Source organism: Methylobacterium brachiatum (assembly GCF_900113845.1).
Taxonomy (GTDB): Bacteria; Pseudomonadota; Alphaproteobacteria; order Rhizobiales; family Beijerinckiaceae; genus Methylobacterium; species Methylobacterium brachiatum.
On record NZ_FOQW01000005.1, the window covers coordinates 18,631 to 30,641 of the forward strand.

At 69.8% G+C, this 12,011-nt stretch carries 14 protein-coding genes; 4 read left to right on the forward strand and 10 right to left on the reverse strand.

Going from position 1 to position 12,011, the window contains the following annotated elements:
* Positions 1–68: 68 nt before the first annotated feature.
* The 9 genes from BMZ47_RS06235 to BMZ47_RS29110 all read right to left on the reverse strand — a co-directional run bounded on the left by BMZ47_RS06235 (position 69) and on the right by BMZ47_RS29110 (position 7,123).
* Entirely contained in the window at positions 69–509 is a 441-nt protein-coding gene (locus tag BMZ47_RS06235) for a cupin domain-containing protein (RefSeq protein ID WP_091859863.1), read from the reverse strand.
* Positions 509–916 carry a carboxymuconolactone decarboxylase family protein gene (locus BMZ47_RS06240; protein ID WP_091859866.1) on the reverse strand — a complete coding sequence of 136 codons (408 nt, stop codon included), beginning with the start codon at positions 914–916 and terminating at the stop codon, positions 509–511. Before BMZ47_RS06240 ends, BMZ47_RS06235 begins: the two co-directional genes overlap by 1 nt.
* 15 nt (positions 917–931) lie before the next feature.
* The gene (locus tag BMZ47_RS06245) at positions 932–1,357 is read right to left on the reverse strand and encodes a DUF779 domain-containing protein (RefSeq protein WP_091859868.1); all 426 of its coding nucleotides are present in this window, start codon (positions 1,355–1,357) and stop codon (positions 932–934) included.
* Positions 1,358–1,684: 327 nt separating this feature from the next.
* Positions 1,685–3,208 carry an aldehyde dehydrogenase gene (gene adh, locus BMZ47_RS06255; RefSeq protein WP_091859874.1) on the reverse strand — a complete coding sequence of 508 codons (1,524 nt, stop codon included), beginning with the start codon at positions 3,206–3,208 and terminating at the stop codon, positions 1,685–1,687.
* Positions 3,209–3,564: 356 nt separating this feature from the next.
* On the reverse strand, positions 3,565–3,912 hold the full coding sequence (locus BMZ47_RS06260) for a DUF3325 domain-containing protein (RefSeq protein WP_007568109.1): 348 nt from the start codon (positions 3,910–3,912) through the stop codon (positions 3,565–3,567).
* A complete protein-coding gene (locus BMZ47_RS06265) occupies positions 3,909–5,432 on the reverse strand; it encodes a PepSY-associated TM helix domain-containing protein (protein ID WP_091860503.1) in 1,524 nt (507 codons plus the stop codon). The genes BMZ47_RS06260 and BMZ47_RS06265 overlap by 4 nt, the downstream gene beginning before the upstream one ends.
* Positions 5,429–5,740: a hypothetical protein gene (locus BMZ47_RS06270; RefSeq protein ID WP_007568112.1), complete on the reverse strand. Its 312-nt coding sequence runs from the start codon at positions 5,738–5,740 to the stop codon at positions 5,429–5,431. The genes BMZ47_RS06265 and BMZ47_RS06270 overlap by 4 nt, the downstream gene beginning before the upstream one ends.
* A 216-nt stretch (positions 5,741–5,956) precedes the next feature.
* Complete coding sequence (locus tag BMZ47_RS06275; RefSeq protein ID WP_091859877.1) at positions 5,957–6,220, reverse strand: hypothetical protein; 264 nt, start codon at positions 6,218–6,220, stop codon at positions 5,957–5,959.
* Between the two features lie 96 nt (positions 6,221–6,316).
* Complete coding sequence (locus tag BMZ47_RS29110) at positions 6,317–7,123, reverse strand: cold-shock protein (RefSeq protein ID WP_039904215.1); 807 nt, start codon at positions 7,121–7,123, stop codon at positions 6,317–6,319.
* 313 nt (positions 7,124–7,436) lie between these two features.
* On the opposite strand from BMZ47_RS29110, the gene BMZ47_RS06285 reads away from it, so the two are divergent.
* From BMZ47_RS06285 to BMZ47_RS06300, 4 genes are all read left to right on the forward strand, one after another.
* Positions 7,437–7,910: a response regulator gene (locus BMZ47_RS06285; RefSeq protein WP_007568119.1), complete on the forward strand. Its 474-nt coding sequence runs from the start codon at positions 7,437–7,439 to the stop codon at positions 7,908–7,910.
* Positions 7,911–8,020: 110 nt separating this feature from the next.
* Positions 8,021–9,103, forward strand: a complete 1,083-nt coding sequence (locus BMZ47_RS06290) for a Ppx/GppA phosphatase family protein (RefSeq protein WP_050732396.1) — start codon at positions 8,021–8,023, stop codon at positions 9,101–9,103.
* A 10-nt stretch (positions 9,104–9,113) separates the two neighbouring features.
* The gene (locus tag BMZ47_RS06295; protein ID WP_007568123.1) at positions 9,114–9,839 is read left to right on the forward strand and encodes an RlmE family RNA methyltransferase; all 726 of its coding nucleotides are present in this window, start codon (positions 9,114–9,116) and stop codon (positions 9,837–9,839) included.
* 10 nt (positions 9,840–9,849) lie between these two features.
* The gene (locus tag BMZ47_RS06300) at positions 9,850–10,605 is read left to right on the forward strand and encodes a hypothetical protein (protein ID WP_091859880.1); all 756 of its coding nucleotides are present in this window, start codon (positions 9,850–9,852) and stop codon (positions 10,603–10,605) included.
* 197 nt (positions 10,606–10,802) lie between these two features.
* Here the strand turns inward: BMZ47_RS06300 and BMZ47_RS06305 are convergent, their stop codons facing one another.
* A complete protein-coding gene (locus BMZ47_RS06305) occupies positions 10,803–11,924 on the reverse strand; it encodes a DUF4167 domain-containing protein (protein ID WP_091859883.1) in 1,122 nt (373 codons plus the stop codon).
* Positions 11,925–12,011: the final 87 nt, after the last annotated feature.

Here is a 12,011-nt window from a genome sequence, read left to right on the forward strand (position 1 = left end):
ACGCTTCGGCACCTCAGGATGAGGTGTTCTGTTTAGAAATGCGTTCGCCGGGCGAACAGACCGGCAGCCTACCCCTCTGCCTTCGACCAATCGACGCCGGCTTCGAGCTCGGGCAGCAGGACCACGCTCTCCTGCTCGTTCGGGTCAGTCCGGGCGATCAACGCGGTCACCGGCTCGGTCTGGCTGCGGTTGTAGGGCAGGTGCGGCACGTCGGCGGCGATGTAGACGAACTCGCCGGCGCCGGCGATCACGTGGTGCTCCAGGTGTGCGCCCCAGAAGCAGCCCGAGATGCCCGACAGGACGTGGATCGCGGTCTCGTGCGATTCGTGCTTGTGGGCGTGGGCGCGCTCGCCGGGCGGGATCTCCAGGAGCTGCATGTGCAAGGCCTTGGCGCCGACCGCCTCCGCCGAGATGGCCGGGCGGTAGATATGGCCCTGCTTGCCGCGGAACGGCGCGCTCTCGCGCAGCACCACCAGGCCCGGCTTCCGGGTCTCGGATTCGTCGCTCATCACTCCCCCACCTTGAATGCGGGATCCACGGGGATCTGCATGCCGTTGACTAGGGCATTGGTCTGGTTCGCCATGCCGACCACCGCCAGGAACTCGCCGTGCTGCTCCGGGGTCAGGCCCTTCGCGCTCGCCGCGGCGGTGTGCGAGTGGATGCAGTAGGGGCAGCCATTGGCGATCGAGACCGCGATATAGACCAGCTCCTTGGTCAGCGGGTCGAGGCTGCCCGGTCCCATCACGGTCTTGAGGCTGGCCCAGGTCCGCTCCAGCAGGCCCGGATCGTTGGCGAGGCCGCGCCAGAAGTTGTTGACGAAATCCGAGCCGCGGGTCGCCCGGATGTCGGCGAACACCGCTCGCACCCGCGGATCGGCCTCCGCTTCGGCGTCGCTCCACAGCTTCACGGTGGCCATCGATCCCCTCCCGCCTCAGAGCTTGCACGCGCCCTCGAGCGCCCGGTTCTCGGCCTCGGTGAACAGCCGCGAGCGGATATGGAAGCGCTTTTCCCGGCCGTTTTCCAGCGAGAACATGCCGCCGCGCCCCGGGACCACGTCGAGCAGGATGTGGGTGTGCTTCCAGACCTCGAATTGCGGGCGCGAGATGTAGAAGTCCGCGCCGCCGACCGTGCCGAGATGGACGTCGCCGTCGCTGATGATGAAGTCGCCGACCGGGTAGCACATCGGCGAGGACCCGTCGCAGCAGCCGCCGGATTGGTGGAACATGACCGGTCCGTACTCGGAGCGAAGCTCGTCGATCAGCGACAGAGCCGCGGGGGTGGCGGTCACCCGCAGCGGCGTCCCGTCGGCCCCGGTTTGCTCCGCGGTGGTGGCTTCTTGCGTTGAGACCGCGCTCATACTGCCCTCCCGTGCTGAGTGTTGGATATGCGTGCTGGAATTCGAATTTCCACGACGCACAGGATTTGACCTGCTGCGAAAACGGACGTTCCCACCCCCGCCCTCATCCTGAGGTGCCGAAGCGATGCGGACGCCTCGAAGGAGCCTTCCAGCCGGCCGCCCGATCCCTGGAGCCCTCCGTCGAGGGCGCCGCTCCGCGTCGCCGCCTCAGGATAAGGGTTCAGAATTGGATAACCCTCGCGTCGGGATGGCGCCCCCTCCCCCGAACAAAAAACCCCGGCCGTGAGGCCGGGGTGAAGTCGGCTCGGGGGGAACCCGGACCGGAACTCAGAAGAATCCGAGCTTTTTGGCCGAGTAGCTGACCAGCATGTTCTTGGTCTGCTGGTAGTGATCGAGCATCATCTTGTGGGTCTCACGGCCGATGCCGGACTGCTTGTAGCCGCCGAAGGCCGCATGGGCCGGGTAGGCGTGGTAACAGTTCGTCCAGACGCGGCCGGCCTGGATCGCCCGGCCGAAGCGGTAGGCGCGGGTGCCGTCGCGGGTCCAGATGCCGGCGCCGAGGCCGTAGAGGGTGTCGTTGGCGATCGACAGCGCGTCGGCATCGTCCTTGAAGGTCGTGACCGACAGGACCGGGCCGAAGATCTCTTCCTGGAAGATCCGCATCTTGTTGTGGCCGCGGAACACCGTCGGCTGCACGTAGAAGCCCTCGGCCAGCTCGCCGTCCTTGACGTTGCGCTCACCGCCGGTGAGCAGCTGCGCGCCTTCCTGGCGGCCGATATCGATGTAGCTGAGGATCTTCTCCATCTGCTCGCCCGAGGCCTGGGCGCCGATCATCGTGGCGGGATCCAGCGGCGAGCCCTGGGTGATCGCCTCGACCCGCTTGATCGCCCGCTCCATGAAGCGGTCGTAGATCGACTCGTGCACGAGCGCGCGGCTCGGGCAGGTACAGACCTCGCCCTGATTGAGGGCGAACATGGTGAAGCCTTCGAGGGCCTTGTCGAAGAAGTCGTCGTCCTCGTTGGCCACGTCGGCGAAGAAGATGTTCGGCGACTTGCCGCCCAGCTCCAGGGTCACCGGGATCAGGTTCTGCGAGGCGTATTGCATGATCAGGCGGCCGGTGGTGGTCTCACCGGTGAACGCGATCTTGGCGATGCGCGGCGAGGAGGCCAGCGGCTTGCCGGCCTCGAGACCGAAGCCGTTGACGATGTTGATCACGCCCGGGGGCAGCAGATCGGCCAGCAGCTCCATCACCACGAGGATCGAGGCGGGGGTCTGCTCGGCGGGCTTGAGCACCACGCAATTGCCGGCCGCGATCGCCGGGGCGAGCTTCCAGACCGCCATCAGGATTGGGAAGTTCCACGGGATGATCTGGCCGACGACGCCGAGCGGCTCGTGGAAATGGTAGGCCACCGTGTCGTGGTCGATCTCGGAGATCGAGCCCTCCTGCGCGCGGACGCAACCGGCGAAGTAGCGGAAATGGTCGATCGCCAGGGGGATGTCGGCGTTGGTCGTCTCGCGGATCGGCTTGCCGTTGTCCCAGGTCTCAGCGAGCGCGATCAGATCGAGGTTCTCCTCCATCCGGTCGGCCATCTTGTTGAGGATGCGGGCGCGCTCGGCCGGGGCGGTGCGGCCCCAGGCTTCCTTGGCCGCGTGGGCGGCGTCCAACGCCTTGTCCACGTCGGCGGCATCGGAGCGGGCCACCTCGCAGATGACCTTGCCGGTAATCGGCGAGGTGTTCTCGAAATAGCGACCGGCGGTCGGGGCGACCCATTGGCCGCCGATGAAATTGTCGTAGCGGGCCGAGAAGGGTGACTTCGTCCGGGCGTCGCCGAGGAATTCCGGCTTGTTCATGGCTCTGTTCCCTCCATAAGCCCCGGCCTCGCGAGCCGCGGCTCTTGGGCTGAAGCTGGTACGCGGACCGCCGCTTATCTCAGGTCGGTCCGGTTCGGCTCGGATGGCAGCCAATGGCTTTTGGCTTGCCGAATCAAGGTGGACTTTTGGCCAGTGCGCGAGTGGGGCGAGTCTACGCCCTCCTGTTCAGGATCGCGAGGGGACAATTTTGGACCGGTTCTGATGTGCCCTGCAGCGACGCGAAGACCGGCCGGCCGCGGCGCCCAGCCGCCGATTGCTCGGCCAACACTGTCGCATTCCTGCAAAGCCGATGTGCTGACCTTGAGCGTTAGCTTGGCCGACGCTTGAGACGGTTCTCAGGGGCCCAGGGCGAACGGCAGAGCGAGCATCGCCACGGGCAACGCCGCGACCGCGGCGGCTCGCAGCCAGGCCGGCCGATAGGACATCACCGCCACGACCAGCAGCGCCCCCCCGGTCAGCCCGCCGATCCACTGCACCGGCCCGAAATTCCAACCGCTGCAGGCGACCGCTGCGGCGAAGGCCACCGCGAGTCCAGACCATCCGGCTGCCCGCAGGCTCCGGATGCGCGCCCGCGGCGCGGGGACCCGGAATGCGGCGCGGTGGTGCCGGTCGAGGCTAAGCGCCAGGGCGGCGAAGCTCGAGAAGCTGAGGCAGAGGCTCAGGGCGAGCGCGGAAGCGGTCACGCTTCCACCGCCCTGGACAAGGTCGGCCGGGCGACCCGCGACCGCTCCGGCCGCTTGGCCGCGAGCCGCGCGCCGACGGCGAGCAGGATGGCGACCACCAGCATCGCCGCGTCGAAGCCGAGGAACCGCGCCTGGCCCACGGTGAGCGTGTCGGCGACCGGGATGGCCAGGAAGGCGAGCGCCGCGATCCCCAAGGCGAACGGCCAGGCCTTGGCCTTCGGGTATAGGGACGCCACCAGGGCGGCGAGGATCCAGGCGGCGAAGAAGGTGCGCACCTCCCAGCCGGCGCGCTCGGCGAAGTCGAGGGGCAGCAGGCGATTGGCTAGGAAATAGGCGGCCAGACCCGTGGGAAGGCCGGCGATGGTGCCGAGATTCAGGACCCGCACCAGGCGCAGGCCGAAGCCCGCCGGGTTCGCGCCCTTCGGCGCCCGCGCGACGGTCCAGAGCACGAGGCCGGACGCGATGGTCGCCGCACCCATGATTCCGCAGAGGAAGAACAGCGCCCGCAGCGGCGTGGCGGCGAAATGCGCCTCGTGCAGGCCGACCATCACGGCGCCGGTGCGGGTCGCCGCGCCGACCTCGCCGGTGCGCGACAGCTCGGCGCCGGTATCGCCGGCATAGACGATCTGCGGATGGAGATGGGCGAGGCCGGGGGGCTCCTCGAAGAACGCCGTGACGCTCGCGGCCGCATCGCCCGGCATCGTGACCATCACGACCTCGGGCGCCTCGCCGTGGGCCGCCATCGCCCGGGTGACGATGTCGCCGAGCGGCATCAGGCTGCCGGGCTGGCCCGCGGGCTTGCGCGTCGCCGCCACGATGCCGGATTCGGCGTAATAGGCCAGAATATCGTGCTGGTAGGCTGCCTTCATGCCCCAGGGCATCAGCATCGGCCCCAGCTCGATGAGGCCGGTATAGACGATCATCAGGTGGAACGGCAGCGCCAGCACGCCGACGACGTTGTGGGCATCGAGCCAGCCGCGCTGGGCCGACTTGTCCCGCCGGAAGGTGAAAAAGTCCGCGAAGATGCGCCGATGGGTGATGATCCCGGTGATCAACGAGATCAGCAGGATCATGGCGCAGGTCCCGACGATCCAGCGTCCCCAGATCGGCGGCAGGCTCAGCTCGAAATGGAAGCGGTAGAGGAAATCGCCGCCCCGGGTGTCGCGCGCCTGAGACGCCTCGCCGGTGGCGGGATCGAGCAGCGCGTGGTGATACGGTCCGGCCGGATGGTTCCACCAATAGACCTCGGTCGACGGGTGCTCCGTGGTCGGAAGCTTGACGGACCAGGCCAGCGCATCGGGCATCTGCCGCTTCAGATAGGCCGCGGCGCGGGTCGCCGCCGTCGCCGGATCGGCCGTCGGCTCGCTGAGCTCCGGCCGCATCCAGTGCGAGATCTCAGCGCGGTAGTAGCTCGCGGTGCCGGTGACGAAGATCGCGAACAGCACCCAGCCGACCACGAGGCCGGACCAGGTGTGCAGCCACGCCATCGACTGCCGGACGCTCTTTCCGGGCCGGCTCATGAGGCCACCGCCGCCGAGAACGCCCCGGCGAGCCACAGGCCTCCGGCCAGCAAGGCTGCAATGCCTCCGAGGACCAAAGCCGCACGCGCCAGATTCCGCGCGGCGAAGACCCAGACGACCGCGCCGGCCATGATCGCGAAGCTCGCCAGCGTGCCCGTCGAGACCGCCTCGGAACGCGCCATCGGCAGGATCAAAGCCAGGAGAGCAGCCGACAAGGCCGCAACGCCGTAGCCGCCGACAGCGGCCAGCACCACGCGCCCGGCCACAGCCAGACGGTAGGTCAGCCCCGGCATCGAGCGGGCGCTCATCGCACGGTCTCCCGATTTCGTGATCCCATATCGCGGCCTAGCAGCGGCCGACCGGGACTCGCAACGGCTATGTTTGGGAACGATTCCAGTGTGGCGAGAGCCGCTTAGGCGGCCGGCCGATAGCCGCGACCGCCGGCTACGGGTTCATCCGGCCGCGCGCCGGATTTGTGCTTTCAACGGCGAATCGGTTCGCGCCCATCCGCCCTCTGCCCGACCTCAGCGTGTTCCGCCGACGCCGCTCCGGCTCGATCGCTGCAGCGCGGCCGCCGCGTCCCGCGCGCTCGGCGGCAGGTCCGGGCCGCTCCCGTTGCGGCCGGATTCGGCGCCCGGTCCGGTCGCGGGGGCGACGAAGCTGCGGTCGCGCCCATTGCCCCAGGCGTAGCCGGCATTCACCCCGGCATAGAAGCCGCTGAAATCCTCAGCCCGCGCGGCCGCGTGGCCGAGGACGAGAAGGATCGCGGGCATCAACACAGTACGCATGGCGGTCCCGAAACGCAGAAGGCGGCGCCCCCGGTTCGGGGACGCCGCCTTCCAGCATTCTCACGGATCGCGGCAGCAAGACGGCCGCGAAACCGATCAATCTTCGACGTTGATGCTCGAAGCTTCGCGACCCTTCTGCCCCTCGACGACGCCGAGGGTGACCTGCTGACCTTCGGCCAGCGATTCGAGGCCGGCGCGGGACAGGGCCGAGCGGTGGACGAACACGTCCTTGCCGCCGTCATTGACCGAGACGAAGCCGAAGCCCTTGGCGGGATCGTACCACTTCACGGTGCCGCTCATCTCGACCGACGGGCCGGAGGCTGCACGGCCACCGCCGCTGAAGCCGCCGCCGGCACCACCGCCGTAGCCGCCACCGCCGCCGTAACCGCCGCCGCCACCACCGTAGCCGCCGCCACCGCCGAAGCGCTCGCCGCCGAAGCCGCCGGTGCGCGGGCGCATCTCACGCCGGGGCGCGGGCGCCTCGGCCGTGGACGTGTCGACGCTGGTGACGCTCGTGACCTGCGGACCCTTCTGACCCTGCGCCGTGGTGACCGTCAGCCGGGTGCCCGGCATCAGGTCGGCGTGGCCAGCAGCCTCGACGGCGCGGATGTGGAGGAAGGCATCGCCCGAACCGTCGCCGAGTTCGACGAAGCCGAAGCCCTTCTCCTTGTTGAACCACTTGACCGTCGCATCACGCTCCGGCCCGGTTGCCACCGGTGCCGCGCCGCCGCGGGCCGGGCCACGGTCGAAACCGCCACCGCCGAAACCGCCACCGCCGCCGCCACCACCGAAACCACCACCGCCGTATCCGCCGCTGGGGGGAGCCTGATCAGGCCATCTCGGCTCGCCAGCCTCGTCGAAGCCGCGCTTCTGCGGCCCCCTGAAATCACGACCACGTCCCATCGAAAGCTCGCAAAAACCGTCCGCCGCCCTGGTCTCGAATACCGCGTGCGCGCCATCCCAGACAGCCCACGCCCCGCACTATCATTACCCCCGGTCGCGGTAACCAAGAATAACGCCCCAGTCCTGACGCAATCGGGCCTTGACCGCAAGGACCTTCTTGGCCAAGACGCGCCGGTTTCGTTACTTTCTTGCGGCAAACAACGCAGGGCGACGGGACGGCTCGTCGTGGCGTTCGCCTTGCCGACGAGGGCGTTAGCGAAACGCAAAGGCTGTTGGGCTAGACTCGCGTCGCGCCCCGTAACGGCACCCGGCCATGATCGCGACCCCGACATTCCCCGATCTCTCGGCCCTCGTCGTGGACGAGAGCCTCTACATCCGGCGAATCGTGCGCGACATGCTCATGCGGGTCGGCATCAAGCGCGTGCTCGAGGCGCCGGACGGCGCCGAGGCCCTCGGGGTGCTGGCCGAGAGCAAGCCCGATATCAGCATCATCGATTGGGACCTGTCGATTCTGTCGGGGGAGGAGTTCATCCGTCTGGCCCGTACCCCGACCACCTCCCCCTGCCCGACCATCCCAATCATCCTGATGCTCGCCCAGCCGCGCCGGAACGTGGTCGACCGCGCGGTGGCGCTGGGGGTCAACGAGATCATCGCGAAGCCGTTCTCGCCCAAGACCCTGTGGTCCCGGCTCGACGAGGTCATCAACCGGCCCCGCCCCTATTCTCAGGTAAAGAGCCTGCTGCGGCCGATCCCGCGCCGGACCAGCGCCATGAAGGCGGTCGCCTGAGTACGGTCTCGATCGGACGTTGCAGTTCCCGACCGACCCTGTAGGGTCTTTCACCAAGAATGGCCGAGCGCGACGCTCATGGCCGACCCGAAGGACCGACGGCCGCGCCGATGAGGGACGAGACCGCCGCGGCCGCGCCGTCCCGCCCATCGACCGGCGCAGCGCCGCTCCAGACTCCGGCCCCGCTGCCGGGCCGCGACCGGCGTCGCGTCGCCTACGCGGCGCTGGATCTCGGCACCAACAATTGCCGCCTGCTGATCGCCGAGCCGACCTTCAGCGGCTTCCGGGTGATCGACGCGTTCTCGCGCATCGTCCGGCTCGGCGAGGGGCTGGGCACCTCGGATCGGCTGAACGAGGCGGCGATCGAGCGGACCGTCGAGGCCCTGCGCATCTGCCGGACCAAGATGCAGACCCGGGGCGTCCGGCGCGCCAAGGTGATCGCCACCGAGGCCTGTCGCCTCGCGGTGAACGGCGCGGCCTTCGTCGACCGTGTCCGCCGCGGCGTCGGGCTCGATCTCGAGATCGTCGACCGGCAGACCGAGGCGTATCTGGCGGTCACCGGTTGCGCCGCGCTCGCCGACCCGGCGGCCGAATCCGTGGTGATTTTCGACATCGGCGGCGGCTCCACCGAGATCGCCTGGCTCGACGGCGAGGCCGCCAACCCGTCCACCGACCCGACCCTGCGGATCCGCGCCTGGGATTCCCTGCCGGTGGGCGTGGTGACCCTGGCCGAGCGCCATGGCGGGGCCGAGGTGACCCGGCGCATGTTCGAGGGCATGGTCGAGGAGGTGGCGGAAAAGCTGTCCGCCTTCGCGATCCGCGCGGCGGCCGCGGCCACGGCGCCGCATTTCCACCTGCTCGGCACCTCCGGCACCGTGACGACCATCGCCGCCATGCACCTGCGCCTGGCGCGCTACGAGCGGCGGCGCGTCGACGGCTTGTGGATGAGCGACCACGAGGTCTCGACGGCGATCGACGACCTGCTCGACACCCGCCTGGAGCAGCGGGCCGACAATCCCTGCATCGGACGGGACCGCGCGGATCTGGTACTGGCGGGCTGCGCGATCCTGGAAGCGATCCGGCGGGCCTTCCCGTCGGACCGCCTGCGCATCGCCGACCGGGGCCTGCGCGAGGGATTGCTGATGAACATGATGCGGGAGGACGGCGTCTGGAACCGGAAGGCCGTTCGATGAGGATTCGGCCATGACGGACCGGCGCGGGGGCGCGGGCTCCACCGGGGGCGTGCGCGGCGACCTCAAGCAACGGGTGAAGACCGGCCGCGGCCGGACCCTGTCGCAGAAGCGCTGGCTGGAGCGCCAGCTCAATGACCCCTACGTCGCCCGGGCCAAGCGCGAGGGCTACCGCTCGCGCGCGGCCTACAAGCTGATCGAGATCGACGAGCGCTACAAGCTTCTGCGGCCCGGCCAACGGGTGGTCGATCTCGGCGCAGCGCCCGGCGGCTGGTCGCAGGTCGCCGCGCGGATCGTCGGGGCCACGGGGCGGGTCGTGGGAATCGACCTGCTCGAGATCGAGCCGATGGCGGGCGTCGAGTTCATCACCCTCGACTTCCTCGATCCCGAGGCGCCGGAAAAGCTGACGACGCTGCTCGGCGGCCCGGCCGACCTCGTCCTGTCCGACATGGCCGCTAACGCCACCGGCCACAAGAAGACCGACCATCTGCGGATCATCGGCCTGGCCGAGACCGCTGCCGAGTTCGCCCGGGAGATCCTGGCCCCGGGGGGCGCCTACCTGGCCAAGGTGCTGCAGGGCGGCACCGAGAATGCCCTGCTGGCCGACCTGAAGCGCGATTTCACCGCCGTGCGCCACGTGAAGCCGGCAGCCAGCCGCTCCGACTCGAGCGAGCTCTACGTGCTGGCCACCGGCTATCGCAGCGTCGCCGCCCGAGCCGCGACGGCCGACGAGGCCTGACCCCGCCCCGATGCTGCTCGCTTGGGCGCTGTCGCTGGTCAATCCCGCGCCGCTGCGCCTGCGCCGGCGCGGCTACGTCCGACAGAGCGGCCTGCTCCACGCTCGGTCCCGCCGCTGCCGCGCTGCCTGGGCGCCGCACCTGGCGCGGGCGCGCAGCGTCATCCTCGCCGCCGCGGAGGCGACGGTGGGCCGGGGTTCGGCGGTGGTGCTGGGCTCCGGGCTCCTCGACGACGTGCCGCTCGATGCGCTGGCAAAGCTGTTTGCCCGGGTGACCCTGGTGGACGCGGTGCATCCCTGGCCGGCGCGGCTCGCTGCCCGGCGGCACGGCAACGTCGCCCTCGTGACCGCCGAGATCAGCGCCGGGCTGACGGATCCCGGCCTCGCGGGACTCTGCGCCGCCGCCGACCTGATCGTCTCGGCCAACCTCCTGTCGCAGCTGCCGATCGTCCCGATCGAGGCCTACGAGGCGCGGGGCCTGGAGGCACCGCCGCGGCTCGGCACGCAGATCGTCGAGACCCATCTCGCCGCCCTCGACCGGCTGGCGGGCCATGTGGAGCGGATCTGCCTGATCACCGACACGGTCCAGCGTGCGGAGGACCGGGCCGGGCGGGTGACCGACAGCCTCGACCTGATGTTCGGCGTGATGCTGCCGCCGCCGGCGGAGGCCTGGGATTGGGAACTCGCGCCGTTCGGCGAGGTCAGCCGGCGCCGCCGGCTGATCCATCGCGTCCACGCCTATCCGGATTGGCGCGCCGCCCGGGGCTGATCGGCTTCCGGGTTGTGGGCCGACAGGGTCATTGCGAGCGGCGCGAAGCGGCCCAGGGCGGCGCGCGGTCCCGGAATGCAGCGCATCGCTGGTTCGCTTCGCGGGCGCGCACGATGAATGCGAGCGGTGCATCGAAAAGGAAAAAAGCCGCCCCGGTTGCCCGGGACGGCTTTGTCTGACGGCGACGGCGCTCCGATTTACTCGGTCGGCGCGTCCTCGGTGGGCGTGCGCGCCTCACCCTCCTCCGGGGCGATCCCCTCGAAGCGCGGCCGACGGCGGCGACGCGGCTTCACGGGCGCCTCTTCGGCAGCGGCCTCGGGGGCCGGGGTGGAAGCCGGCTGCTCGACCGGCGTCGTCGCGGCCACGGGGCGCGGCGGCGTCATCAGGAAAGCCGGCAGGCTCGCCGGATCCTCTGCGGTGACCGGAGCCGGGGCTGCCTCGCGACGGCGCTCGCGGCGGGGCGCCGGCTCGGCCTGACGCGGCGTCTCGGCGCGGGGGGCAGCCTCGCCCCGGGGCTCGGCGGACCGGCGCGGCGGACGCTCCTCCGAGCGAGCCTCGGCCCGGCTCTCCTGCGATCGGTTCTCGGGCTGGCGAGCCTCCGGCCGCGCGGTCTCGGAGCGCCCGGACTCGTAGCGGTTCTGGTCGCCGCGGGCATCCTGACGGTTGTCCTGGCGGTCCTGGCGGTAATCCTGCCGGCCGTAATCCTGGCGCGCGTCCTGCCGGTTCTCCTGCCGATTGTCCTGCCGATTGTCTTGGCGATCCTGCCGGTAGTCCGGGCGCTGGTAATCCTGCCGCGGCGAATCCTGGCGCTGGTAGTCCTGCCGCGGCTGATCCTGCCGCCGGTAATCCTGCCGGCCGTTGTTGTCGAACCGGCGCTGGTCCCGGTTCTGGAACCGGTCTCGGCCCTGCTGGCGGCCGTCCTGGTTCGGCTCCTGGCGCATCTCGTAGGGCTGAGGCTGCTGGCCGGGATCGTTGTCGTCGTAGCCGTTATAGGCGTGGCCGTTCGGGCCCGAGCCGTTGCCCTGGCCCTCGTCGTCACCCTCGTCCATCTCGTCGTCGTAGGCGCGACTGGCATAGCCGCCGGTATTGGCCGGGCGAGTCTGCTCCTGGGCGCCGGAGACGATCCGGAAATAGTGTTCGCCGTGCTGGAAATAGTTTTCGGCCGCGACGGGGTCGCCGGCCGCCTGCGCGTCGCGGGCGAGCTGCGCGTACTTGTCGGCGATGTGCTGCGCCGTGCCGCGAATTTTGACGTCTGGGCCGTTGGATTCGTACGAGCGCGTCAGCGGATTCGGACCTTTCGGCCGGTTGCGGCCGCGCATCCGTCGATTCTGGTTTGGTCTCATCGGTCTTCAGTGACCCTCGTTCACGCAAACGACGTTCTTCGGGGCGCCCGGCGTCGATCTTCA